This window comes from Serratia plymuthica, assembly GCF_018336935.1.
GTDB lineage: Bacteria > Pseudomonadota > Gammaproteobacteria > Enterobacterales > Enterobacteriaceae > Serratia > Serratia plymuthica_B.
In genome coordinates this window covers 5,424,122-5,448,860 of record NZ_CP068771.1, presented here as the reverse complement: position 1 = coordinate 5,448,860, position 24,739 = coordinate 5,424,122, and the positions used below count along the sequence as shown (strand labels likewise).

Here is a 24,739-nt window from a genome sequence, read left to right as displayed (position 1 = left end):
AATGTGCGATGTATGTAGAACCGTGGTGCCGATGCTTTACTTGCTGGTCTCGGTAAGCGACGGGTAATCGGTATATCCCGCTGCGCCACCGCCATAAAGCGTTTCAGGATTGAGCGAGGCCAGAGGCGCGCCCGTCTTCAGCCTTTCGACCAGATCCGGGTTGGCGATGAACGGGCGACCAAACGCGAACAGATCGGCTTTGCCCTGCGCAAGTTGAGTGGACGCCAACGCCAGGTCATAGCCATTGTTGCCGATGTAGGTGTTTGTAAAGCGCCGGCGCAGGGAGTCGTAATCGAACGGCGATATATCACGCGGGCCGCCCGTAGCACCTTCAACCACATGGAGGTACACGATGCCCAATGCATCAAGTTGTTCGGCGAGGTAGTCATATTGCGCCTGCGGATCACTGCATGAAATCGCATTGGCCGGCGAGACCGGTGAAATGCGCACGCCGGTGCGTTCTGCGCCGATCTCATCTTTTACCGCCGCCGTGACTTCCAGCAGCAGGCGCGCACGATTCTCGACAGAGCCGCCGTATTCATCGGTACGCTGGTTTGCGCCATCTTTCAGGAACTGTTCCAGCAGATAACCATTCGCGCCGTGGATCTCAACGCCGTCAAATCCGGCGGCAATGGCATTGGCCGATGCCTTTCTGAAATCGTCGATAATCCCCGGTATTTCCCGCAGCTCAAGCGCACGCGGTTCAGAGACATCAGAAAAACCGTTGTTCACAAAGGTCTTGGTCTCGGCACGGATGGCAGACGGGGCGACCGGCGCCGCGCCGCCTGGCTGTAAATCGACATGCGAAATGCGTCCTACGTGCCACAGCTGTACAAATATGCGCCCACCTTTGGCATGCACCGCATCCGTCACTTTGCGCCAGCCATCGATTTGAGCCTGTGTATAGATCCCCGGTGTATCCTGGTAGCCCTGCGCCTGTGCGGAGATCTGCGTGGCTTCAGTAATCAGCAAGCCTGCTGTGGCACGCTGGGCATAGTAGAGCGCCGCCAGTTCGTTGGGGACCAAACCGGCTCCGGCCCGGTTACGCGTCAGTGGTGCCATCACGATATGGTTGGCAAGTGTTATTGGTCCGAGATCATAAGGTTGAAATAATGTCGTCATGTTTATTCTCTTGCTGAGTGATGGGTAAAGGCGCTGATATAATCATGATGGTCATAATCTATAAAGTCAACCGGTTTGATTATGACCATCATCAATGTATACTTAAACCCTATCTTTGAGAGGGGCAGCAAAGCATGAAAGTGTCAAAAGAGCAGGTTCGGGAAAACCGGGCACGCATTGTTGAAACGGCTTCAGAACTTTTTCGCGAGCATGGTTACGATGGCGTGAGCGTGGCGGAACTGATGTCAGCGGCAGGGTTAACCCACGGCGGGTTCTACAAACACTTTGGTTCCAAGGCTGATCTGATGGCGGAGGCGATGAGCTGCGGTTTTAGGCGATCCGCCGAAAGCACGGAAGCGGTAGACCGGGAAAAATTTATTGAATACTACCTCTCCCGACAACATCGGGCCGATATGGGCAAGGGATGCGTGATGTCGGCACTGGGCACCGATACCGCCCGGCAGTCTGAATCCATCAGGGAGACGTTTGCCGCCGGAATTGAACGGCAGCTGGAAGTTTTAAGCAATGAACCTAATGCCGACGGCCCAACGCGTGCCGAGCTGATTGACACCCTTGCCCACCTTGTCGGGACTCTAGTGTTATCCCGTGCCTGCCCGGACAATTCCGCTCTGGCCGATGAAATTCTGGATGTGTGCCGCACACGTCTTCTCAGCAAGAATTAATTTTGACAGGGGTTTCATCACATCTGCTCTCGACCCGCCTCAAGTCTTTAGAACAACATGGCCTTATAGAGCGCAGGGCTTACCGTGCCCGTCCACCGAGGTATGAATACTTTGTCACACCTAAAGGTAAAGAGCTGGAAGGGATACTTTTACTCCTCCGTTCATGGGGGACAAAGTGGCCGGCACGCCCTGGAGAGACGGAGCCTGCGATCTTTTTAAAACACAAATCGACAGGAAAAGATGTGCCAGAGGACTTGTTGAAACTCAGTTTCTTTTGGAAAATATTGTCTGAGCAATCTGTTCGTATTTTCATAAGCGGAAGTCGAATGGCAAGGGCCCGTAACACCTACCGCGCCCTGCCAAACTTATCCAACATATAAAAATCAGGATGAATAAACTGTCAGCATCTCTTTAGCCGCCAGTTGACCGAGGGCGTTGGCCGCAAAAGGACTGTCGCCAGTCAGTACTTTACGATCCTTATATACGCTTCCTTGAATATCATCATTGACAATATTCATTCCCATTTTTCTGAGAGCCTCTCCAAAATACCATGTCAGATGCCCGGGCATATAACCGATATCAGGTGTTTGCTTATCGGCTGAATCAGGAAAAGCGCAGATAGAATAACCTTTAAGAGGGTTATCCCCATTGCGCAACGAAAGGAATGCCGCAGGACCATGGCAGATCGATATTACAAAGTGATCATTATTAACAAACCAACGTATTGTATCCGCTACAGCATTACTCTCGGGCAGGCCAATTAGTGCACCATGCCCACCGGGAATGAACACGCCGGCATACTCATTTTCACTACCCAAGCCATTCACAATATCAGACAGTTTTTTAGGATTTCGAAACAGTACCTGATACTGTTCGAAGAATGGCATGATCTTTTTATCCTCATATGGCATCGCCCAGTATTCAAACTTGGCCATATGACCTGATACTGTCGCAATGTCAAAATCGAAACCGGCAGCATGCAGATGGTACATTGGAACAAGAGTTTCAACCGGATGGTTTCCAGTCGAGAACAATGTCCCATTGTCAGTATTCAGGTAACGCTCGTCTGCCGCAATGACAAGTATTTTTTTCCCCCCATTATGCCGTCTGGGGTAGTCTGCATCACTTAGATCAGATACCGGGCTAGTATACTGACTCAGAGAGTAGTCTGAAGGGAAATATGCATTTTTCTCAGCAGGATCTGCTTTTGGAAATTTACTAATATCATCTGTCATGGCTCTTTCCTCATGGATTGATTACCATCCTGATCCCCACCTATTAAGATTTGAACCATTCTATACGGGTATGAGTATTAGTATATGAGGGAAAACCCCTACTATCAAAATCTGCGTTGTTCAAAAAACTCTGCGCTATTCCGAGTTTTTCTCGCAAGCAAAAGCGCAAGCTCTAAAGGCCAGCATTGAGCCAAAAGAAAGTTAGAAGGCGTTCTCATAACTGATGACCTGTCCTTGTTGCAGAGTATTGGTCTCAATAACGCGCGTTTTATCTTCCAGTTCAAGCCTGAGTCGGATCCCCAGATATGAGATATCTGAAGCGGTCTTTGTTCCACGATGATGCGTCCATACTCAAATCTCCTGCAATGCGGGAGATCTGAGTATGGTTGTCCCTCAAGAGCGAGAAACGGGCGTTGTGCCTGTATCAGAATGATTGAAAGGCAACTGCTGTTCCAAATGACGCAAGTGTGTAGCAATCCCCCACCTGAGCGCGACACAGCGTCCATTAATCAGGTCGAAAACTGAGTAACTCGCGTTGGGTTGTGCATACCGGGGGAAACCATCGACAGCCCCTTCTTTTAACATCGCAAGAACGCCCTGAATGACATGCCCGTGAGACACAATACATATTGTTTGATGATGTAGTGTTTCTTCCAGATTATATAAAAAACGCATCATTCTCTGAGAAGCATGCGTGAGGGATTCACCCTCTGGTGGACAATACTCTGCATCAAGTTGGAATAACGCATTTGCATCGTTCGGATGGTGTTGCAGGAGCTGTGCTGATGACATTCCTTCAAACTGACCAAATGCCTGTTCTTTAAGGGCAGGTTCAGCCATCAATGAGCAACGAAAGCTTTCAGCCAGGCTCTGCCCCATTTGCCAGGTACGCCCAAGCGGAGAAGCATAAACACATTCTACCCGGTAATCACTTGCTGCAAACGCTGCCAGTAAGGCGGATGTTTGGCACTCCCCCCGATGGGTCAGTTTGCTATCACGCTGCCCCTGAATAATTCCTCTCACATTCCACTCTGTTTCCGCGTGTCGAACGAGTATCACTTTCATCATTAGAGGGCCATGCATGTTGTTGATTTAAAAACTCCAGACCAAACACACCTGCCTGATGTGGTGGAATGTTTCCTGTTCTGGACGAAATGAACAAGTGTAGCTGAATGCCGTCATGGTTTGTCTCGGAAGTGATGCATTGAACGCACTTTTCATAAACGCATCAAGCCACCATCAACCACCAGTGTCTGCCCCGTCACGAAACGCGCATCCTCACTGGTGAGGAAGGCGACCGGCCCGGCGATATCAGCAGGCGTGCCGAGCCGCTTAATCGCCTGCATCATATAGACCTGGGCCTTCTGCTCGTTCGGCATACCGCTCGCACCTTCCGTGTCGGTAATGCCTGGATGGACTGCGTTGACAATAATGTTATCCGCCGCTAGCTCATTCGCGAGCGCGCGGACAAGACCAATTACTCCCATCTTGGACGTGATGTAATGGGAAAATCCCATTCCGGGCGGTGTCACCATGCCCACGGCGTCAGAGCCCACGGCTACTATTGCCCCGCCACCGGCCTTACGCATCAGAGGTACAATCGCCCGGGCACCGATCACGTGTGCGTCCAGGTTTACGGCCATAACCCGATGCCATTCAACCAGCGTCATCTGGTCAAGCCCGGTGATCGGATAAATGCCGGCGGCATGCACGAGGATGTCGGCCCGGCCGAATCTCTGTCCGACCTCAGCGGCAACCCGCCCCCAGTCTGCCTCACTAGTCACGTCAGCGGCGATGGCGATCGCGCCGTTACCTATCCGGGCGGCTTCCTCGGTAGCATCCTGGCGATTAACGAGGACGACCTGTGCACCGCGCTGGGCCAAAAGATGTGCGATGCCGTGCCCGATACCCTGTTTGCCGCCTGTGATGATGGCGACTTTGTTTTCATGTGTCTTCATGGATTATTTCCTTGGTTGTAGATTTGCGAGCGCACGTAACCGTGGCTCGCCTGCCTGTGACAGAAAATCGAATTGATTTGGCCGCCAGCCCAGTTCAGCTCGTGTCCGCGGATCGCGCGAACGGCTGCATGCTGACATCAGTAACGCGCCGAATGGGCCGAATACCGAGGCCGCTTCGTCCATTGTGAGACTGCGCGTTTTAACCCCCAGATCCCGCGCCACAGCCTCGGCAATCCAGCGGTATGGAATTTCCCCCGCAGCAGCGTGGTACAGCGCGCCCGCCTGGCCGCGTTCAATGCCAAGGGAAAATAGCTGCGCCAGATCGGTACTGTGCACATGGGTATAGGCCGCAAGCCCAGAGCCGATGTAACAGGCAGCACCGGTAACAGCAACGGAGCGGTAGACGCTCGCAACAGGCCCATTATCATTCGGCCCCCAGATAACCGGAGGACGGATTACCATGCTTCGCAGCCCCTGCCCGGCAGCCGCACGGACGATGCCCTCAGCCTCTACCCGGGGAAGAGCAAGTGGTTCCGGAGTAAAGGGATCGTCTTCGGCAAAACTATCCGGGCTCCAGGCTCCATCCGTGCGCTGCATGAAAACGCCGCTGCCTGACAAAAAAATAAACGTTTTGCCGCTTCCCGCGAGTGCTTCGCACAGCGTCCTGATGATGGCCGGCTCAAGCTCAAAGGCAACCTGAGCGGCATAGATGGTGACGTCCGCTGAACGTGCCGCAGCGAGCACGGGAGCAACATTGGCATCAAGGTCACCGCGAACCACCGAGATACCACGGGTTTTGAGAGCGGCTTCGGTGCGATCGGATCGCGCCAGACCGACCACTCGCTGCCCATCAGCCAGGAAGTGCTTTACTAATGTGCTTCCGACGAATCCGGACGCACCAATGATGAATATTTTCTGTGACATGAATGGCTCCTTTGCTTGTAGCCTAGGGCCTGTCGATATCTCTGAAAAGCCTATATTATTAGATACAACCCATATAAGGAGTAGATACTTTGCTGAATGGCATCTCCCTTGACTACTTACGGACTTTCGTCGCAGCCGCAGACCATGGCAGCTTTTCGGCTGCTGGCCGTGTCATCGGGCGCGCGCAGTCGGTGGTCAGTCAAACCATCGCCAGCCTGGAAGGGCAGCTCGGCGTAACATTGTTTGAAAGGGTTGGCCGTTACCCTAAGCTGACTGCACATGGAACGAACCTGCTGGCCGATGCACGCCGCGTTGTTACAGGGGCTGATGCACTGGCAGCCAAAGCGCGTAGCTTCTCCGCCGGCCTGGAGCCAGAACTGTCCATCGTCATCGATGTTATGTTTCCGCAACAGTGCCTTACCGATGCGCTCGGCAGTTTCAAGGCGCACTTTCCCTCCACTCCGCTTAGGCTCCATGTCGAGGCTTTGGGTCGTGTTGCAGAGCTGGTGCTCAATGGGCAATGCAGCCTCGGCATCACGGGCACATTGCCATTCCTGCCGCCGGGGCTCGTAGCTGAACGGCTCTTCAACGAAGAGATGGTAACGGTGGCGGCGCCGGAGTCTCCCCTGGCCGGTCGAAAAGGCCCCGTTGCATTGCGGGAACTGTTGGATGACACACAGCTTGTGTTGACCGATCGTTCTTCTCTGACCAATGGGGTGGACTACGGCGTCCAGAGCAAGAACATCTGGCGTCTTGCTGACCTTGGTTCAAAACATGCTTTCTTGCGCGCTGGCCTTGGATGGGGCCATATGCCGAACTGGCTGATCAGTGAAGATTTAAAGGAAGGCCGTCTTGTCCGCATCGAGCTGGAAGGGCCATCGGCGGGCTTGTTACCTTTCCAGGCTATCTATCAGAGTGATCGACTGCCTGGTCCCGCAGGTAGATGGCTATTGGAGCGATTCCTACCGGCTTAGCTGTGCAGGAGTTTGATTGTTCCACCTACCTTACTTTTCGACTCTTTTGTACATGCATAAATAAAAAACCCCGTAATAACGGGGCTTAAAGATAACTTTTTACTAAAGATATTATCTTTCTGGTCTGCAACAGGTAGAACATGCTCTGCGGACCTGTGATTAATTATCCTGATTCATGGTGAGCACTATCCGGTAGCGCGCCTGCCCCATCTTCAGTCTGTTGAGCGCCTCATTTGCCCGCTCAAACGGCAACAGTTCGGTGACGGGCAAAGTCTGAAAGAGGTGGCTGAACCGCAACGCGTGTTCGGTTTGCGCCGGTGTGCTGACGAATGAGCCTGTCAGCGCGCGTTCAGCGCCAATCATCATGCCCGGCATGATCTGCAGCGGCGTTCGTCCGGTGCCAAGCAGGATCGCTTTTCCCCGGAACGCCAAAGTGGACAGAAGGGCTGAGACCGTTTCTGAATCCGGAGCCGTGGCCACAATAAAATCCACGCCGCCGTCATCTTTCAGGCGTTCTGATGCGTTTTCCCTGAGTGTATCGATGTAGTGATGCGCACCCAGTTGAAAGGCCTCATGTTCTTTGTCACTACCACGCGTAACCACAGTAACCTCAAAACCCATTTTTCTGGCGTACTGAACGGCCATATGGCCAAGGCCCCCCATCCCGAGAATGGCGACTCTGTCGCCCGCCCTGGCGCCGGAATTACGCAACGCGTTGAAGGTGGCGGTACCGGCGCAGAGGATCGGGGCCGCATGCACGGAGGCCAACCCTGAAGGAATGGCTATCAGCGCGGTGTGGCGCATGACAACATACTCTGCATAGCCGCCATCGCAGCTGAGACCCGGGGTCAGTTGGTTTTCACAGAGATGAAAAAGGCCGCTGCGGCAGGGTTTGCAGTGCTGACAGTAACCGCCCAGACGCCCGACCCCTACTCGCTGGCCGGTTTGCCAGATATCCGGCACCCTGTTTCCCTTCCGGGCAATCAACCCGACGATTTCATGCCCCGGTATACGGCCGGGCTGGCCCTCCTGCGGCGCTTTCTCCGTGTCCCGGAGATCGGCACCGCATACTCCGCATGCTTCAATTTTGATGAGCACCTCATCCGGGCCGGGAGCGGGCATCGGCCGTTCTGTCATTTCCAGCACGCCAGGGGCAACGACCTGCATAGCACGATATTTTTTATTCATAATTTGCACCGGTAAAAACAGCGAGGATCGTCAGACTGCAAGGGCGACGAGGAAACGAGGCACCATGTTATAGGCCGCGACGGTCGCCACGGCTTCCACGGTCTCTTCGTCACCTAACCGCTTTTTCAGCGCTTCGATAACGTCTTCTTCGGCCACGCGTTCCGGGTGGACTGGTCCGTAAGATGAATCAGCAACGTCTCAGTGTCATTAAAGACGAGCGTCCGGCATGGTCATCAGGCGTTACGGCCTGCCATCACGCCGCCATCGATATCCCAGATAGCACCGGTGACCCAGCCAGTCTTGTCAGAAAGCAGGAAAGCAACGGTTTCCGCGATATCAACCGGAGTACCCACGCGGCCGATCGGGTGGAAGCTGTCGAAGCTGTTCATCACGTCCTTCACGTCGTCTTTCGGAATGAAGCCTTCATAAATCGGTGTGTGAACCACGGCCGGAGAAACCGCATTCACGCGGATCCCTTTTTCGCCCAGCTCAATGGCCAGATTTTTGGTCAGCGCGTGCAGACCGGCTTTGGCCATTGAGTAGGCTGAAGAGGGGGTGGCACCGATGGCCTGCTGCGCCCACATGGAGCCGATATTAACGATGGAGCCTTTAATGCCAGCCTCAACCATATTGCGCACCACGTCACGGGTAATAAAGAAAGTGGCGCGGTTAATGCTCATGTACATGTCATAGTCGGACGCTTCATGTTCGGTGAAGGATTTCGGGAAAAACACGCCGGCCGCATTCACCAGCAGGCTGATATCTTTGTGTTCGGCGTTAATGGTGTTCACCACGTGCTGCATACCTTCTTCTTTCATCAGGTCGGCAACGATGACGGAAACCTGACCGTCTACAGCCAGCGCCTGGCGCGCCTGCTCGGCTTTGTCCTGGCGATTGCCAACAAGCACAACGCTGCCGCCGTTTTTCAGGACCCGCTTCGCCGTTTCGAAGCCCATACCGCTTGTACCGCCGACCACTAACAGTTTTTTACCGGCAAAAGATGCGTGCATCGCTAACCTCTTTAAATTCATCTGGTTGTTATTGATGAAAAGCCGTGCTCCTCATCGAGTGAAACCAGAATGCCACCCTGCCCCATGATTGACGACTGAGAAGAAATTGCGACACAGGAAAGAAAATCTTTGTCGCTGGCGTATACTGAGAAAAATAATGAATCAGGACGACTGCAATGCGATCGCTAAACCGACTTAAATGGCTGCACGCCTTTGAAGCCACCGCCAGGCACGGCAGCTTTACCGGCGCGGCACAGGAGCTGGGCGTGACGCCTGCCGCCGTGGGCCAGCTTGTCCGTTCGCTGGAAGACTGGGTGGGACACCCGCTGCTCCACCGCACCCGTTCAGGGAAGGAGCGCCTGACGCTGGTTGGCGAAGCGCAGGAAGCGCTGCAGGACATCACGCAGGGTCTGGACAAGCTGGAAACCGGCCTGAACAAGCTTCGTGGTCGCCGGGCGCGTTCGGTGGTGGTGTTGACCGCTTCTCAGGTACTGATGATGAACTGGCTGATGGATCGCCTGAATCGTTTCTCGGAAACGCATGAAAATATCGATCTTCGGCTTAACGTCACGGAGAAGCTGATGGACGTCGCGCACGGCGAAGCCGATATCGGTATTCGCTGCGGGCTGGGCGACTGGCAAGGCGTAAATAAAACCTGGCTGATGGATGAGGAAGCGGTGCTGGTCTGCAGTCCGCGCCTGGTTACACCCGGAAAAATGGCCTGCGGTGAATGGCTCGCCACGCAAAAACTCATCCACGATGACACGCCGCACCCCGGCGCGGATTTCCCGTCCTGGGAGGATGTGCTGAGGGCAGTCGGTGCGCCCGAGGCGCTGGAAAGCGGGCTGCATATCAATTCTACCTCAGCAGTCATCCTGTCGGCGCTGAGCGGCAGGGGCGTGGCCATCGTTCGTTACGCTCTGGTGAAGCAGCTTATCAAAACCGGGCAACTGGCCCAGCTACATCCCGATCGTCGCTGGCCGCTCAAATGGTCTTACTACCTGGTCACCCCGCAGCTGAATGCCATGCGTGATGAAGTAAAAGTATTCCACGACTGGCTTTTGCAGGACGTTGTCTCTGGCAAGTCGTAATATCGCACCTCAGGCATCATGCCACTCCGTCCTTCCTTACGGGCATGATGCTTCCCTCACCGTTAGACTTACGGCATAGAATTTCTTCTCTGCTTCGCAAGATTATCTGATTTGTTGATGCTCGCGAGCTTTCTGATAATCCCTCCCACGGAACGGCAACGGCCCTGCCGGCATTGCCTTATCTGAACAGCGCACCTGAGGTGCGCATTTACGACATCATTTGAGTAACGTTTTTCTCAGACAAACAAAACCGGAGTTTTCAATGTTCTTAAACTGGAATGAATATCGCAGTGGTCTGCTCGCCACCGTCGGCAAATTTGCCAAACTGCAGCCTGAATTTATGAAAGGTGTGCAGCAGATGGACAAAGGTGCGTCTGAAAACAAGCATCTCGACCCCAAAACCCATGAGCTGATTGCGCTGGCAGTGGCCGTAACCACTCGCTGCGACGGTTGTCTGGCTGTGCACGTGGATGCCGCGGTTAAGAACGGTGCCACGCGTGAAGAGATCGCCGAAGCGCTTGCCGTCGCCATCAGCCTGAATACCGGGGCAGCATTAACCTATACTGCCCGCGCTCTGGATGTTTACGATAACCTGCCGAATAAATAAACCTGAAAACGGCACCTCACGGGGTGCCGTTTACTCACTGACTATGACATTACTGAATTCCGATTTCTCGCAAAGAGTCATCATCACGCCTGATGACTACCGTTGGGTGCCTTCGCCGCAGCAAGGTGTTGAACGTGTCATGCTCGACCGTATTGGCCGTGAGCAGGCCCGCGCAACCAGCCTTGTCCGCTATGCTCCGGCATCTGTGTTTCCCGAGCACAGCCACCCCGGAGGCGAAGAAATTCTGGTGCTGAACGGGACGTTTACGGAAAACGGGGTGGATTATCCGTCAGGCTGGTACCTGCGCAGTCCGGATGGTTCATCTCATCAGCCTTCCAGCCGCGACGGCACCACAATATTTGTCAAGCTGCGCCAGATGTCAGCCAGTGAACGCCTGCCCGTCAGAATCAACACAAATGATGGCAATAACTGGCACGGCCAGCCGCAACGAAAAATTTGCCCGCTATTCTCAGACTCGCGGGAAAAGGTGTCACTTCAGAGGCTGGCTCCGGGCGAGCGTATCTTCTGTGCCCCCCTTGTCGGCGGTGCCGAACTGCTGCTACTTGAGGGAGAACTCAATGCACCGCAAGGTCGCTATGAGGAAGGAAGCTGGCTACGGTTTCCGCCTGGCGACCTGCCCGCCCTGACAGCCACCGCCTCTGGCGCATTCTTTTACCTGAAAACGGGGCACCTTAGCCCAGCCACCCTGACCGGAGCGACATCATGAAAAGCAGCGTTGTTATCATCGGGGCAGGCGTCAGCGGACTGTATGCCGCCACCCTACTGGAAAAAGCCGGCGTGGACTACGTGATTCTGGAAGCCCGGAACAGGACGGGCGGCCGCGTGCTGTCCGGCGAGGTTTCGGGTCTGCATGTGGATATGGGGGCAACCTGGTTCTGGCCTGACATTCAGCCCGACTTCGCGCAGTTAATCGATCGGCTGGGACTGGCCGTCATCCCTCAGGGGCGGCCGGGCGATATGTTATATGAGCGTAACCGCACTACGCCTGCGCAACGTTATCCCGCGTATGAAACCTCACCTGCATCATTCAGGTTGAAGGGAGGAATGCAGGCGCTGACGGCGGTACTGAAGAGCCAGATTCCGGCGCACAAAATTAAGCGGGACCAGCATGTGAAGTCCATTCTTTGCGCCGATGAGGGAATACAGGTGCTAGCGCAAACCGAGGAGGGAGAGGAAAGCCTTTACGCAGGCGAGCACATTTTTCTTGCTTTGCCGCCTGCACTGGCAGCAAAAATAACCTTCACTCCGGCGCTGCCTGCTCCACTGCTTTCACACTGGCGAAAAATTCCAACCTGGATGGCGCCCCATGCAAAGTATGTCGCCGTTTACAACACCGATTTTTTGCGGGCTCAGCGGCTTTCCGGCGATGCCAGCAGTCAGGCAGGCCCAATGGTTGAAATTCACGATGTGTCCGAGCCTGATTCAGGAAAAACGGTCATTTTTGGCTTTATTGGCGTACCGGCAAAATCGAGATGGACAGTCAGCGAAGACCGGCTTAAGCAAATTTGTCGTGAGCAGCTTACGCGTCTGTTTGGTCCGCATGCGTCCGAACCCGAAGCGGAGTTTCTGAAAGACTGGGCAGCCGATCCGTTTACGGCCACTGAATTTGACTTGCTTCAGGAAGCAGGACACGCACTGCCTGCGCAGATCCCGGCGCGTGGAGAATGGAAGGGAAAAGTAACGGGCATTGCCAGTGAATGGTCACCGCATTTTTCGGGCTATCTTGCCGGCGCAATCGACTCTGCATCAGACGGGATCCGAAGCTGGCTACAACAGCGATAACCGCTCCCCCTTCAGATTGCGAGCGGCGGCACTTACGGCAGTCATGATCCCTCTAGCCCCAGCAGACTAGGGGGTGTTGTCAAAGCGTTGATGGGCTTCTGCGATGGCGCGCCGGTTGTCGTTTGCCCAATTCACGAGCGCCATGACAGGCTCCAACAGCGTCCGGCCAAGCTCCGTGAGTTCGTAATCAACACGCGGCGGAATCGTCGGATAGACAGTCCGGCCAACTAATCCATCCCGCTCCATACCTCTCAGGGTCAGCGTCAACATACGCTGGGATATACCGTCAATGCTGCGCTTCAATTCGTTGAAGCGCAGCTTGCCATTGGCCAGAGAGGCAATGATGTAGAGACTCCATTTGTCGCCAATGCGATTCAGTATTTCACGGGTGGCCTGGCAGCCTTCTGTTTCAGAATCCGGGAGTGCTTCAGGAACATCGGTGTGACTGGGTGACATATTTGTGCCTTCTTGTGAAATTCTGGCAGGAATTTTAGTATTCTGGGTAACGGTTAGTAACCAGGCATAGAAATGTTCCCTGGTTACTAATTTATACCTTAAACGGAGCCACCATGCGTAAAATTCTGCTGATTACTTCCAGCCCCCGCGGGACTGAGAGCCTGTCTACCCGCTTTGCCACTGAAATTGCTCATGGGCTTCGGGCTCAGGGAGGCGGCTCACTGACGGTTCGCGACCTTGTCGCAAATCCGCCTCCGCACATTACTGAAGACTACATAGTGGGCCGCACTGCGTCCCCGGATTCACGCACAACACAGCAGAATGTTGCCGTTGAACGTGCCCGGGAGCTGGTTGATGAATTATGCGCCGCGGACATCATTGTGCTTGGTTCCGGGATGATGAATTTCGGCCCCTCTTCGCAGCTCAAGGCCTGGATTGACAATGTCACATGGCCGGGAGTCACCTTCAGCTATGCCACAGGAGCCCCCCAGGGCCTGCTTACCGGCAAGAAGCTTTATCTGATCACTGCCGCAGGTGGCGTGTTTTCGGCGGGCGATTATGCCGCTTTCGATTTCCAGACCAACTATCTCCTGCACATGCTTGGCTTTATCGGATTGACTGACGCTGAGCTTATCCGGATTGAAGGCACCGTGATCGGCCCGGACGGGGCAAAGGCTGCCATCGCCCATACCGAGACGGCTGTGCAAAATCTGCTGGCGAAGGGAGCATGACGATGAAGACCGCCGTCCTGTTGGCAGACCAGGTTCAATTTCTTGTGGACCAGGTCGCGGATAAGACGTTCGTGCGCACCGCGCCGGATATCGCCAATCGCTAAAGAAGAAGACCGAGATCATGTTGCGAATCGACCTCTATACCGAGATCACCTGCCCCTGGTGTTTCGTGGGCCTGCACCGGCTCGACAAGGTTCTTCAGGAACGCTTCCCCGAGCTGGTCGCGGACATTCACCATCATCCGGTTCTTTTACTGCCGGACGCGCCGGCGGCCGGACTCTTCATCCCCGACCTGCTCCGCGCGCGATATGGTGTGACAGATCCGAAGTCGGCGTTTGCTCGCCCTGAAGCAGAGGCCCGCGCGTCCGGCTTCGATCTCGACCTTGGTCGCCAGCGCTACGCCTACCCAACGCAGGCTGCGCACGCCATCATCCTGGCAGCCAGAGAACGCGGCACGCAGCATCAACTCGCCGTGGCCATCACGGACGCTTATTTCCTTGCGGCAAGAAACATTGCCGATGCCGAGGTGTTGGCAGATATTGCTGCAACCTATGGATTCAGCAGGGATGAGGCCCGCGCCATCGCACGCGATCCCACCCGGCACAAGCGGATTGAGCAAGAGGCGGCGAACTCCACTGCGGCAGGCGTTCGTTCGGTTCCGCACTTCGTTTTTGAGAACCGCTTTGCAATCAATGGAGGGCGCAGCGAAGACGAAATAGCCACAGCTATTGATAATGCCTTGCGCCCGTTCTCTTAATGCGAGCTGCAAAGCTTTAGCTCACTCCACCCGATAAACCTCTCATCGTAGTTTATTGGAACTATTCCGTAAGCCGCTTGCCAGTTGAGTAAACACGTCAATAATTTTTGGCAGCGCCCGCTGCGGATCGTCGCTCGCAGCGATCCAAAGCGCGGAATTCAGCGCGGCGCTGTTTAACAGATGTGCAGCGGCATCCGCATCGACCGATTTAAGTACGCCGCGTTCGATCAAATTTATGACGGTCTGTCGGGTGGATTCTAGGCAACTATTCTGGCTGGGCCATTGTGCGGGATCCCCAAGGAAAGCCGGGCCATCAAGCAGCACGATGCGCCTTACCTCTGTGTCCAGCGCCATCTTAATGTAGGCAATCCCTTCAGCCAGCAGCCTTTCCCAGTCGTCACCGGCATTCGCGGCGGCGGCTTTGGCTCGTTGTGCCATTTCACCATCTACCTGAGCAACAACAGCGGCAAGCAGCCCCTTTTTATCGCCAAAGTTGTGGTATAGCGCCCCACGCGTCAGGCCAACGCTGGCGGTTAATTCATCCATCGATACGGCAGCAAAACCTTTTTCGGCAAAGGATTTCCGCGCTGCCGTAATCAATTTGGTTCGGTTCTCTTCCATTGTTTCGGCGCGGCGTTTGGTGGCCATACGATCTCCTTTTAGACATGCGTGACGGATGTCATTTGACATACGCGGCGTATGTGTGATTAATTCAACATACGCCGCGTATATTAAATCAATTTTGCATACCGCACATCCCGCATCACACATTGACTTAAGAAAGGAAATTCCATGATCCAGCGTGAGCCTATTTTTCCTGCTAACCGCCATGCTCTCTATGAAGAACACGGTTATTCCGCCGCGATCCGTTCTGGCGATATGTTGTTCGTTTCCGGCCAGGTAGGCAGCCGTGCCGACGGTACGCCGGAGCCGGATTTTGCCGCCCAGGTGCAACTTGCGTTTGATAATCTGGCAGCGACTCTTGCAGCAGCGGGTTGTACGTTTGACGACCTGATTGATGTCACCACCTTTCATACTGATCCGGAAAATCAGTTTCCGACGATTATGCAGGTGAAACAGTCAATTTTCCCACAGCCCCCTTACCCGAACTGGACCGCCGTTGGGGTGACCTGGCTTGCGGGATTCGATTTTGAAATTAAGGTCATTGCCCGAATTCCAACATCAACCTCCGCAGGGTGACAGAGCCTAATGAATGTTAGTGACGTCTTCATCAACGGGATGAGGACGTCACCATGAAAAGCGTTGTTTCACGTCCGCTTGGGCACTGAGCAGCCTGAGTCGAGCGTAGGGTACGCTATGAGCGAGGCGCGGATCTTTCAGACACTGGTGCGTCAGATAGCGGGAAGCTGCTCAAAAATGAATGCAAGGGACATTCTTGCTTACTGCGATAACATCCATTTGCTTCGATGACGCTCTAAGAGCTGCTTTACGCGGAGGAAAAACTTCCAATTGGCAGAAACTTGATATAGCTCTACAAATGAGTGTTTTGGATAATTGCTCTGCAATAAAAACTTGAAGCCTTAAAGCAAGAGAATAAAGTACAAATGCTACAGATTTTAGGTGGTAAGCACTGAAATTTCATGATTTAAGTGGGGAAAGGCATGGAGTTGACAAAGGAATTTGCATATCAAGCGATTGCAGAGTTTTTTACTGAGAAGCCGTTTGTTTTGTTTGGCACAGGAACTTCATGTGCACTTGATCTTAATTTTGGGATGCCAGCTCTAGAGCGTCACCTTCGAACCAATCTGACCAGTGGTATAACAGATACTCAGGCACAACAATGGCAGCAAGTTGTCTCTGCACTCGATAGGGGTAGCCATGATTTTGAATCCGCTATGGACTTCATCAAGGATGAGGCTCTGACCACTCGAATAGTCGAACTAACCGCAAGCTTTGTTGCGTATCACGATAACGTTCACGCCCATCAAATCATCTCAGGGTTACGTGATTGGCCCGCTGGTTCACTACTCAAAAAGCTCGTTGATACTCTACCACAGGCCGATAAACAACTTCACGTCGCAACGCCCAATTACGATTTATTAGCTGAGTACGCCTTTGTTCGACACAAGATTCCATATATTACGGGATTTTATGGAGGCTTTCTTCAACGTTATGACTGGAGTGAAGCGAGAAAGTCAGTTCAATCTATCCATAAAGGTTTAGGCAGACCGAGGCAACCACCAAGAATCGTTGAATGCAAACATGTTCGACTACACAAACCGCATGGCTCGTTAAATACGTTTGAATGGGAAGCTCACCTTATTGAGTGTAATAGCTGGATCCTCAACAAACCTGAAAACGTTGTGCGGGCTATGATCACTCCTGGCACAGCCAAATATCAGCGATTACACAAAGACAGGGCCCAGTTGGCTGAATACGATAACGCTGTCGGAAACCATACCTGTTTTCTGTTTTTAGGATTTGGCTTTAACGATTCCCAACTTGTAAATAACGTATTTAGGCAAAAACTTGAACAAGATCAGTGCCGTGCGTTGGTGATTACTCGGGATTCAAATCCAAGAATCGAGGAATGGTTAGATAAATGCCCAAATATGTGGCTTATCTGCAAACAGACAAATTCAGATAAAAGCAGAATCTACAATTCAAAGTTTGAAAACTGGCTGCATGTAGATGACAAGGAATTATGGCGTTTTGAGGCTTTCACTAACGAGTTCTTAGGGGGGTAACATGGCTCTTTTTACTTTTAATGATGACAGCTACATACTTGGCAATATTCGTGAAGTTGACACCAGAAAAGTAACCATTCTGGTAAATAGTGACAAGGATCTGCGCAAGGCCAGAGTTGGACAGCTTATAACAGTGCAACTCAGCGGAGCAACAGAATGTTGGCTCATTGGCATGATTGATAAAGTAATCAAAGCAGTAGTCGCTCAGCCCCTCACCCTAGAAGAGCAAGAAGATGATGCTAACAAGATAGACGCTTTTGAAGATAGCGTAGTCAACACAGTCAAGATTACGTTAATGGGTGGGGCCCGATGGGATGCAATTAATCAAAAGTATAAGTTTTCAAGATCGCTAGATCACGTTCCTGAAATCGACTCGACCTGTTACATACTTAAAGACACTCACTTAGAAGAATTCATGCGTGTGATTTCTGAATGTGGCAATGGAGAGGAATCGCTTGAATTGGGTTCTTATAAGCTCAATGAGAATGCACGCGCTTATGTTGATGGCAATAAGTTATTTCAGCGACATGCAGCTCTACTTGGTAGCACGGGTTCTGGTAAATCGTGGACGGTTGCTTCGATTCTTGAAAGAAGCTCGCGACTACCATCTTCAAACCTTGTGGTATTCGATTTACACGGTGAATACAAAGAACTTTCCTATGCGAAACAATTGAGAATACCAGGGCCGGATGAGGTTGATATAGATGATGATTCACTACTCTTCCTACCTTATTGGTTGCTCAATTCAGAAGAGATTCAGTCATTATTCGTTGACCGAAGTGAATTCAGCGCGCATAACCAAGTTGTGATTGTTCAAGATGCAATTACCGAGCAAAAGAAAACTTTCCTGCAAACGAATGGTAGAGTCGACCTGTTACAGTCTTTTACACTCGACAGTCCAATTCCATATTCTCTGAATGATGTCATTGGAAAACTAAAATATTTAAATGAAGAGAAGGTCGATGGCTCAAGAGGTCCTAAAAACGGCCCTTTCAACGGCGAATTCTCCAGGCTGCTAGTTCGCATGGCAAGCCGTTTAAACGACCGACGCTATGGTTTCCTCTTTAATAGTCCTGATAAATACAACCAATACGATTCGTTGAGCATGATTGCTGAAAAACTGATGGAGTTTGGCAAGCAAAAACAAAGCATAAAAGTAATCGACTTTTCAGAGGTTCCGGCCGACATCCTGCCAGTAATCATTGGGTTGGTTGCCCGTATCATCTATCAGGTTCAATTCTGGACTGATCCGAAAAGTCGCAGACCAGTTGCCTTTGTCTGTGATGAGGCGCATCTATACCTACCAAGAAAAGAAGGTAACCCAGTTGAACGCAGAGCGGTTGAAGCATTTGAAAAAATCGCTAAAGAAGGACGTAAATATGGCGTTGCGTTGATGATTGTAAGCCAGAGACCTTCAGATGTAAGTGCCACCATTCTCAGCCAGTGTAACAACATCATTTCTCTGCGTTTAACGAACGCAGATGATCAAGCGACCGTGCGCAAATTGCTACCCGAAAGTTTGGAGAGCCTCTTAGAGGCACTTCCAATCATGGATGTTGGAGAAGCCATGGTTGTGGGTGATTCGGTGCTCCTACCAAGCAGAATTAAAATTGACCCTCCAACTGAAAAACCGTTAAGTGCAACAATAGATTTTTGGTCTCGTTGGCAAGAGAACGTTACCAATGCAGACTTTGCATTAGCAGTAGAAAACATGCGTCGACAAAATCGAATAAAGTTATAAACCGAAAATACCCCTCGAACGAGGGGTATTAGCAGGCTAGGTTTGCTAAACCCTTCTTCAGATGGTGTTGTATCCCTCAAAGCATTTTGAAAAATAACAAACGATGACAGCCCTCTCGTTGATTAATACATTATGCTGCCAGCAGCGTCCATTTCTGACATAAGCAGTCTACTGCAACATCAGCAGGCTGCTATCAACGAGAAGCGGATGTTCATAACATCCGCTTGAAGCCCATTGATAACATTTACATAGTATTCCGAGCGATAAATTAAATCTGTGGTGATTCGACTTTTAAATTTTTTCCATTTGATTTATTTATCATGAATTAACGAGGAAGTGTCAGTAAAAAGTTATCGGCAATTTCGAAAAGGCAGTCAGTTGGATCTTCCCCGCGTTCCTTCATATGAAGCATTTCACATACTTTTTCATCGTTTATTATGAGCATAAGTTTACCTTGTTCTCGCATAGCTCCTTGCGTCATAGCTATTGCATGTGCCTCTGCTCCTACCCTTGTCATAATAATTGCCATACGCCTGAGTCCTTTTTCCAAAAGATACTTCTCCGTGGTGAGTATCTGGCCTTGTTTGATTTTCCCTGAATAGTTTTTAAACTCAAAAAGAACATAACGGCTATCGAGGTGTTCAATAACAAACTTCCAAAATTCAGTAGTAGGTCTAATACGACATACATAATCATAACGATTTAAACCATCATCAGTTCTTTTTTGTGAATGCCATCCCTGGAAGTCATTAGGAAACAGATACTTAAGGATTTCCTCGCATTTTTTTTCATATTGATGCCAAGATGCTTTCCCTTTTTTGATACTCTGTAGTTCAAGACAAAGTTCTGTACCTTTATTTTCATGTCGTTCAATTTGGTTACTCTTATAAAGAACTTTATCTCTAATAATAAAGTTACTCTCTTTACGAGAAAGGTGTGTCGTTAGAGCTTCATTTAGATTGACTTCTAATAGTGCATCCAATGACTCCACTAGTTCAGGATGTGAACCACACAAAACTCTTAAATCAGCCTGATCCACAAAAGTAATACTAAATTTATTTTCAAGAGCGTCTCGTAACTCAGGTGTGAGAAAGCAAGAAACAACTAACATCCCTTTGTTAACGCCTGCTGCTACACCATTACTCGTAATGCGAGTCGCAGCTGCATCAATAAGTGAGGGCTGAGCTCGTGCTGTGCGGTAGAACTTAACTTCAATAGCCCATCTTTCTCTTCCAAGATCAGCAAGCAGATCAAATCCTTCGTCCCCTCTGCAACTATTTATATTTATTTGAAAGTTGTTTACTTTCAGAATGCGACAAACGAGCTCCTCGAATAACTGCCATGTTGGTTTTAATTTATTCATGCTTTTAATAGCCTCATCCAGATATGAGAAATTAATATAAAAAAGAGATGTATTTTGCACTTTACTCATTAATTTTTTTGTAAAGTTAAATTATAAAAAAACATCTTCACCATAAGTTTTTCATGACTTGCAACGCGGCATTCCAACTATTTATTTTTACATAAATTTTTCAGCCAAAAAGCCTAAGTAAGTCATTAACTACTTTATCCCTATTCCCTCCGGCACATTTTGAAAACCCACCCATGTCATAGATAGCCATCATGCCGTTTGTGTTACTTTATCGTATTAACTTTATTGGTTTTTAGCAATAACCGAATCTAATTTGGTGGTGCCGAGATCACATTATTATCCGCTCATAATTGATAAAACGTCCGCTCTTGGCACTGAGCAGACAATCAGACCTCTTTGGACACTGTTCCACTTAAGACAGACGCTTCAATGCTCGCTCTGGGTACGTTTCTTTTTCAAGGAAAGCTGCAGTAACCATCATCACATGCCAAGGCTCGCCCAACCCGCAACCATTGGCGGTCATTCCGGTGGTATTGGCAGGAAGAGAGTTCAGATTTGGCTTGTTTTTATCAGCCCGTGACTGGCGAAGGCAATCCCGGTCAGAGGAGCCGTATTAGAAAAGCCCGCTCAGGCGGTTAAACGAGTCTACCTGTGGGGCATCCAAGCACTCTGTAGATCTCAGAGATAACCTGCATCGTTGCGTCTTCGATCGTTCCTTCATTACGGCATAAAACCCAACCGTGATTTGCAATTTCTCGCTCGAACGCCTCGGTACAAGCAACATGTTCTTCCAACTGATAAATCACCGTACTGCTTAGCCCACGCGAGCGGGCCGCGGCCCTTGCCCAGGAAATATCAGGCGCAGTAACAACCCCGACATGCAGGTCTGGCGTTCGCACGTTGCGGTCGATGTTAAGCTGCAAAATGTCTGCAAATGGAACCATCCGGCGAAACGCCGCATCCGACGGGTACCAGCGGTCCATCAAGATAATGCTGTCCAGTGGCTGTTTAGTCAGCACGTGCCGGGAAATCCAGGCACGGCTATCCGCAAAGCGCTCACAAACCTCTAATTCCAGATCCAGGGTGGGATTTCTGGCGAGCCTGTTCACGAGGGCCATTGTTTCCCCCCTGTAGGGATCGCTTTTTCTCTCGCAAAGTCGGATCACCTTCTTGTTGTCTGCCCTGAGTACTTTCGTAACGGCCTCCAACAACGTGGTTTTACCGACACCCTTCGGCCCATCCAGAGAAACAAACAGCGGACGACTCATTGTTCAAATGACGATGTATATACGATTGTTGTAAAGCTTGTATCCGGCAAAAGCATATTACTTCCTTAGTATGAATAGCGACCCCTCGGCGTCGTTTTCACGCGGTTCGTTCTCCGCGTCACCAGGCGCACTTACCGTCCTGCTCATTCCTCGCCATCGGGAAACATGCATCCGCCATTGCGAACCAGCGCCTTCACCTCTTCGCTCACTTCCACGGGGTGTCGACTTAATCGAGCCACCCACGCCTTGCGGTGCCGCACGTACGACTGCGAATCGTGCTTCGCGCTCCACAGGACGATGTTGAGCATGACAGGAATGAGGTCGAGGCCTTTCTCGGTCAGAGTGTATAAATCCTTGCGCCCGTCGTCGGGGCTGGGCGCCCTCGCAAGAATGCCTTGCTGCTCAAGAAAGGAAAGACGGGAAGCCAGGACATTGGTCGCAATGCCCTCTTCCGATTTCATAAACTCGCCATAGGTCTTCTTACCGGTAAAAACGATGTCGCGAATGATCAAGAGCGACCACCGGTCGCCGAAGATCTCCACGCCGTAATTTACCGCGCAATGGGACCGAACTTCTTTATTCGTCGTTTTCATGGCGAGATCTTACATCGCTTGTCTATCGCAAGCAAACCTCCCCTTTCACTTCACTTGTTTTTTACAAGTAATTTTACTTGTTTATTGCAAGTAACAAGACTAGCATGGCCTGTATGTTGAGTCCTGTTGTTGGATCGCGCCTGCAGTCCATCAATGATTAACCCCCTATCCGTAAGGAAATTGCACATGAGCACTATCAGCATCATCGGCTCAGGCGGCATGGCGGCGGCGATCGGCGGTCTTGCCGCCAGGGCCGGACACCTCGTCGAGGTAATGAGTCGCGACGTTGCCAAGGCGCGGGCGCTGGCCGGGAAGATCGGAGCCGGTGCGACCACTGGAACCTTCGGCGCTGCCCCGGCCGGGGACATGGTCATCCTGGCGGTTCCCTACGCCGCCGTTCTCGGGGTGCTGAAGCAGTACGGCGAAAATCTGGCGGGCAAGCTTCTTATCGACATCACCAATCCCATCAAATCCGACTTCTCGGGTTTCCTGACACCCGAAAGCAGTTTCGGCGCACTGGAGATCGCCAAGGCCGCCCCTGCCGATGCGGATATCGTCAAGGCATTCAACACCCAGTTTTCCCACGTCCTGGCCGTGGGTTCAGCCAAAGGTCACCCGCTGGACGTGTTCATCGCCGGGGACAACGCGCAGGCGAAGGCACGCGTCTCGGCGTTCATCGAAAGCCTCGGGCTGCGCCCGATGGATACCGGGCCACTGTTCATGGCGCAAACGCTGGAGCACGCCTGCATGCTGTGGCTGGGCCTCATGACCCACTCCGTCAGGCACACCAATTTCTCGATCGGCGTCAGCCTTCTCGGTTGAACGCACGACACCACCACCACGCGTATCGCACCTAAAAGGAACAATATCATGCACGTTTTAGTCACTGGCGGGACCGGCCATATCGGCTCATACATCATCCCCGAGCTTATCGCCGCCGGCCACGAGGTCACCGGCCTGGCCAGATCGGATAAATCTGCCGCCGCGGTGTCCGCACTCGGCGCCAGGGTGCGTCGCGGGGATATTGCCGACCTGGATGGGCTCAAGGCGGCTGCGGCGGAGTCCGATGGCGTTATCCACGTCGCGCACAGGCAAGACCTGCTTCCCGTCGGCGGGATTGACGCCGTAGCCGCAGCGGAACTCCAGGTCATGCTCGCGTACGGCGAGGCATTGGCCGGAACCGGAAAACCGCTGGTCGTTTCGGGGAGCATTGGCTCGCCCACTAACCTGGGCTGGACGGCGCCCGGGGCCAGCTTCCTCGACCGACCGGCAACCGAGGAGGACCCGGCCCTTCCCGGCGGCGATGCATACAAGGGTTCCCTGCGGGTGCGTAACGTCGTGGAACTCGCGGTAATCGGCCTTGCGGAACGCGGTGTGCGATCCTCGATCGTGCGGATCCCGACTATCGCGCACAGCATGACCGACAATACCGGGTTCCTCCCGTTACTGATTGGGCTCGCCAGGGAGAAAGGGGTCATCGGCTACCCTGGCGACGGCGCAAACCTGTGGCCGGCCGTGCATGTCCGCGACCTCGCCTCGCTGTTCCGCCTGGCGCTGGAGAAGGGGCCGGCCGGCAAAACCTGGCATGGGGTCGAGGGCGAAGGTATCCCGTTCCGCGAGATCGCCGAGGCCATTGGCCGCCGTCTGGGCCTGCCCGCGGTGAGCATTCCCGCCGACACGCTAATGCTGCCGGGATACTTTGGGTTCCTCGCGAATCTGGTCACGCTGAACCTCCCGGCGTCCAACCTCATCACCCGTCAGACCCTCGGCTGGGAACCTGCCCAGCCCGGGCTGCTCGCCGATTTGGACAACGGCCATTACTTCCCCGCAGGCTAATGGCAGGCGGCAGGCAATACCCCAACTCACGAGGAATCTGCATATGAGCACTATCAGCATCATCGGATCAGGCGGCATGGCCACGGCTATCGCCAAACGTGCCGCCAGGGCCGGACACATCGTAGAGGTAATAAGTCGCGACACTGCCAAGGCGCAGGCACTGGCCGACCAGCTCGCAACCGGAGCGACCACAGGGACGTACGGCGCCGTGCCGGCGGGCGACATCGTCATTCTCGCCGTGCCGTACAGCAGTATTGCGGCGGTGGTGGCCGACTTTGGCGAAGCGCTCGACAACAAGGTGATCATCGACATCGCTAACCCGGTGGCCCCCGGCCTCTCGGGCCTCGTCACTCCCCACGGCAGTTCCGGTGCGCAGGAGACCGCCAAGCTTCTCCCCGCCGGCGCGCATGTCGTGAAGGCGTTCAATACCCTCTTCGGCCACGTACTTGCCAAAGGTGGGCACCTCGACGCATTCATCGCAGCCGACGATGCACAGGCGAAGGCACGCGTCTCGACCTTCCTCGACAGTCTCGGGTTGCGTCCGTTCGATGTCGGCGGCCTGCAAATGGCCCAGACGCTGGAGTCGCTCGGCCTGATGATGATCGGCCTGGCCAAGAATGGCGCCGGCAGTTGGGACATCGCCATGAAAGTCGATATCGGCTGAATCAGTCACCACATCTTC

At 52.6% G+C, this 24,739-nt stretch carries 28 protein-coding genes; 15 read left to right on the top strand and 13 right to left on the bottom strand.

The window, feature by feature from the left end:
* Positions 1 to 36 precede the first annotated feature (36 nt).
* The gene (locus tag JK621_RS25240; protein ID WP_283249344.1) at positions 37 to 1,122 is read right to left on the bottom strand and encodes an alkene reductase; all 1,086 of its coding nucleotides are present in this window, start codon (positions 1,120 to 1,122) and stop codon (positions 37 to 39) included.
* A gap of 134 nt (positions 1,123 to 1,256) precedes the next feature.
* Between JK621_RS25240 and JK621_RS25235 the strand changes: the two genes are divergently transcribed.
* Both JK621_RS25235 and JK621_RS25605 read left to right on the top strand, forming a co-directional pair.
* Positions 1,257 to 1,805, top strand: a complete 549-nt coding sequence (locus JK621_RS25235) for a TetR/AcrR family transcriptional regulator (protein WP_212558161.1) — start codon at positions 1,257 to 1,259, stop codon at positions 1,803 to 1,805.
* Positions 1,775 to 2,185: a winged helix-turn-helix transcriptional regulator gene (locus JK621_RS25605; RefSeq protein WP_432761917.1), complete on the top strand. Its 411-nt coding sequence runs from the start codon at positions 1,775 to 1,777 to the stop codon at positions 2,183 to 2,185. Before JK621_RS25235 ends, JK621_RS25605 begins: the two co-directional genes overlap by 31 nt.
* A gap of 3 nt (positions 2,186 to 2,188) precedes the next feature.
* Here JK621_RS25605 and hchA read toward each other — a convergent pair whose 3' ends face one another.
* The 4 genes from hchA to JK621_RS25210 all read right to left on the bottom strand — a co-directional run bounded on the left by hchA (position 2,189) and on the right by JK621_RS25210 (position 5,922).
* Complete coding sequence (gene hchA, locus JK621_RS25225) at positions 2,189 to 3,040, bottom strand: glyoxalase III HchA (protein ID WP_212558159.1); 852 nt, start codon at positions 3,038 to 3,040, stop codon at positions 2,189 to 2,191.
* 393 nt (positions 3,041 to 3,433) lie between these two features.
* On the bottom strand, positions 3,434 to 4,108 hold the full coding sequence (locus tag JK621_RS25220; RefSeq protein WP_212558158.1) for a histidine phosphatase family protein: 675 nt from the start codon (positions 4,106 to 4,108) through the stop codon (positions 3,434 to 3,436).
* Positions 4,109 to 4,257: 149 nt separating this feature from the next.
* Positions 4,258 to 4,998, bottom strand: a complete 741-nt coding sequence (locus JK621_RS25215) for an SDR family NAD(P)-dependent oxidoreductase (RefSeq protein WP_212558157.1) — start codon at positions 4,996 to 4,998, stop codon at positions 4,258 to 4,260.
* Between the two features lie 3 nt (positions 4,999 to 5,001).
* Positions 5,002 to 5,922 carry an NAD-dependent epimerase/dehydratase family protein gene (locus JK621_RS25210; protein WP_212558156.1) on the bottom strand — a complete coding sequence of 307 codons (921 nt, stop codon included), beginning with the start codon at positions 5,920 to 5,922 and terminating at the stop codon, positions 5,002 to 5,004.
* Between the two features lie 89 nt (positions 5,923 to 6,011).
* Between JK621_RS25210 and JK621_RS25205 the strand changes: the two genes are divergently transcribed.
* A complete protein-coding gene (locus JK621_RS25205) occupies positions 6,012 to 6,896 on the top strand; it encodes a LysR family transcriptional regulator (protein ID WP_212558155.1) in 885 nt (294 codons plus the stop codon).
* A gap of 159 nt (positions 6,897 to 7,055) precedes the next feature.
* Here JK621_RS25205 and JK621_RS25200 read toward each other — a convergent pair whose 3' ends face one another.
* The 3 genes from JK621_RS25200 to JK621_RS25190 all read right to left on the bottom strand — a co-directional run bounded on the left by JK621_RS25200 (position 7,056) and on the right by JK621_RS25190 (position 9,094).
* Positions 7,056 to 8,084: an alcohol dehydrogenase catalytic domain-containing protein gene (locus JK621_RS25200; RefSeq protein WP_212558154.1), complete on the bottom strand. Its 1,029-nt coding sequence runs from the start codon at positions 8,082 to 8,084 to the stop codon at positions 7,056 to 7,058.
* Positions 8,085 to 8,114: 30 nt separating this feature from the next.
* Positions 8,115 to 8,240 (bottom strand): hypothetical protein, encoded by a 126-nt coding sequence (locus JK621_RS25495; protein WP_283249343.1) that lies wholly within the window; start codon positions 8,238 to 8,240, stop codon positions 8,115 to 8,117.
* Between the two features lie 77 nt (positions 8,241 to 8,317).
* Positions 8,318 to 9,094: an SDR family NAD(P)-dependent oxidoreductase gene (locus JK621_RS25190; protein ID WP_212558153.1), complete on the bottom strand. Its 777-nt coding sequence runs from the start codon at positions 9,092 to 9,094 to the stop codon at positions 8,318 to 8,320.
* 176 nt (positions 9,095 to 9,270) lie between these two features.
* On the opposite strand from JK621_RS25190, the gene JK621_RS25185 reads away from it, so the two are divergent.
* The 4 genes from JK621_RS25185 (at position 9,271) to JK621_RS25170 (ending at position 12,595) form a co-directional block, all read left to right on the top strand.
* The gene (locus JK621_RS25185) at positions 9,271 to 10,185 is read left to right on the top strand and encodes a LysR substrate-binding domain-containing protein (protein WP_212558152.1); all 915 of its coding nucleotides are present in this window, start codon (positions 9,271 to 9,273) and stop codon (positions 10,183 to 10,185) included.
* A 262-nt stretch (positions 10,186 to 10,447) separates the two neighbouring features.
* Complete coding sequence (locus JK621_RS25180) at positions 10,448 to 10,792, top strand: carboxymuconolactone decarboxylase family protein (RefSeq protein ID WP_212558151.1); 345 nt, start codon at positions 10,448 to 10,450, stop codon at positions 10,790 to 10,792.
* A gap of 43 nt (positions 10,793 to 10,835) precedes the next feature.
* Entirely contained in the window at positions 10,836 to 11,519 is a 684-nt protein-coding gene (locus tag JK621_RS25175; RefSeq protein ID WP_212558150.1) for a cupin domain-containing protein, read from the top strand.
* Positions 11,516 to 12,595, top strand: coding sequence for a flavin monoamine oxidase family protein (locus tag JK621_RS25170; RefSeq protein ID WP_212558149.1), 1,080 nt, complete (start codon positions 11,516 to 11,518; stop codon positions 12,593 to 12,595). The genes JK621_RS25175 and JK621_RS25170 overlap by 4 nt, the downstream gene beginning before the upstream one ends.
* 66 nt (positions 12,596 to 12,661) lie before the next feature.
* Here the strand turns inward: JK621_RS25170 and JK621_RS25165 are convergent, their stop codons facing one another.
* A complete protein-coding gene (locus tag JK621_RS25165) occupies positions 12,662 to 13,051 on the bottom strand; it encodes a winged helix-turn-helix transcriptional regulator (protein WP_212558148.1) in 390 nt (129 codons plus the stop codon).
* A 113-nt stretch (positions 13,052 to 13,164) separates the two neighbouring features.
* On the opposite strand from JK621_RS25165, the gene JK621_RS25160 reads away from it, so the two are divergent.
* Both JK621_RS25160 and JK621_RS25155 read left to right on the top strand, forming a co-directional pair.
* Positions 13,165 to 13,782: an FMN-dependent NADH-azoreductase gene (locus tag JK621_RS25160; protein WP_212558147.1), complete on the top strand. Its 618-nt coding sequence runs from the start codon at positions 13,165 to 13,167 to the stop codon at positions 13,780 to 13,782.
* Between the two features lie 121 nt (positions 13,783 to 13,903).
* A complete protein-coding gene (locus JK621_RS25155) occupies positions 13,904 to 14,539 on the top strand; it encodes a DsbA family oxidoreductase (protein WP_212558146.1) in 636 nt (211 codons plus the stop codon).
* 42 nt (positions 14,540 to 14,581) lie between these two features.
* Here JK621_RS25155 and JK621_RS25150 read toward each other — a convergent pair whose 3' ends face one another.
* The gene (locus tag JK621_RS25150) at positions 14,582 to 15,187 is read right to left on the bottom strand and encodes a TetR/AcrR family transcriptional regulator (protein WP_212558145.1); all 606 of its coding nucleotides are present in this window, start codon (positions 15,185 to 15,187) and stop codon (positions 14,582 to 14,584) included.
* A 144-nt stretch (positions 15,188 to 15,331) separates the two neighbouring features.
* Between JK621_RS25150 and JK621_RS25145 the strand changes: the two genes are divergently transcribed.
* The 3 genes from JK621_RS25145 (at position 15,332) to JK621_RS25135 (ending at position 18,988) form a co-directional block, all read left to right on the top strand.
* Positions 15,332 to 15,739 carry a RidA family protein gene (locus JK621_RS25145; protein ID WP_212558144.1) on the top strand — a complete coding sequence of 136 codons (408 nt, stop codon included), beginning with the start codon at positions 15,332 to 15,334 and terminating at the stop codon, positions 15,737 to 15,739.
* Positions 15,740 to 16,161: 422 nt separating this feature from the next.
* Positions 16,162 to 17,247, top strand: a complete 1,086-nt coding sequence (locus JK621_RS25140) for an SIR2 family protein (protein WP_212558143.1) — start codon at positions 16,162 to 16,164, stop codon at positions 17,245 to 17,247.
* A 1-nt stretch (position 17,248) separates the two neighbouring features.
* Positions 17,249 to 18,988: an ATP-binding protein gene (locus JK621_RS25135; protein WP_212558142.1), complete on the top strand. Its 1,740-nt coding sequence runs from the start codon at positions 17,249 to 17,251 to the stop codon at positions 18,986 to 18,988.
* 325 nt (positions 18,989 to 19,313) lie between these two features.
* On the opposite strand, the gene JK621_RS25130 is transcribed toward JK621_RS25135, so the two are convergent.
* The 3 genes from JK621_RS25130 to JK621_RS25120 form a co-directional block, all read right to left on the bottom strand.
* Positions 19,314 to 20,420, bottom strand: a complete 1,107-nt coding sequence (locus JK621_RS25130) for a restriction endonuclease (RefSeq protein WP_212558141.1) — start codon at positions 20,418 to 20,420, stop codon at positions 19,314 to 19,316.
* A gap of 575 nt (positions 20,421 to 20,995) precedes the next feature.
* Positions 20,996 to 21,628, bottom strand: a complete 633-nt coding sequence (locus JK621_RS25125) for a dTMP kinase (RefSeq protein ID WP_212558140.1) — start codon at positions 21,626 to 21,628, stop codon at positions 20,996 to 20,998.
* Between the two features lie 143 nt (positions 21,629 to 21,771).
* Complete coding sequence (locus tag JK621_RS25120) at positions 21,772 to 22,221, bottom strand: winged helix-turn-helix transcriptional regulator (protein ID WP_212558139.1); 450 nt, start codon at positions 22,219 to 22,221, stop codon at positions 21,772 to 21,774.
* A gap of 186 nt (positions 22,222 to 22,407) precedes the next feature.
* On the opposite strand from JK621_RS25120, the gene JK621_RS25115 reads away from it, so the two are divergent.
* The 3 genes from JK621_RS25115 to JK621_RS25105 are packed head-to-tail and all read left to right on the top strand — an operon-like array spanning position 22,408 to position 24,721.
* Positions 22,408 to 23,043 (top strand): NADPH-dependent F420 reductase, encoded by a 636-nt coding sequence (locus JK621_RS25115; protein ID WP_212558138.1) that lies wholly within the window; start codon positions 22,408 to 22,410, stop codon positions 23,041 to 23,043.
* Between the two features lie 48 nt (positions 23,044 to 23,091).
* Positions 23,092 to 24,057, top strand: a complete 966-nt coding sequence (locus JK621_RS25110) for an SDR family oxidoreductase (protein ID WP_212558137.1) — start codon at positions 23,092 to 23,094, stop codon at positions 24,055 to 24,057.
* Positions 23,999 to 24,721 (top strand): NADPH-dependent F420 reductase, encoded by a 723-nt coding sequence (locus JK621_RS25105; protein ID WP_349305404.1) that lies wholly within the window; start codon positions 23,999 to 24,001, stop codon positions 24,719 to 24,721. The genes JK621_RS25110 and JK621_RS25105 overlap by 59 nt, the downstream gene beginning before the upstream one ends.
* The last annotated feature ends 18 nt before the right edge of the window (positions 24,722 to 24,739 follow it).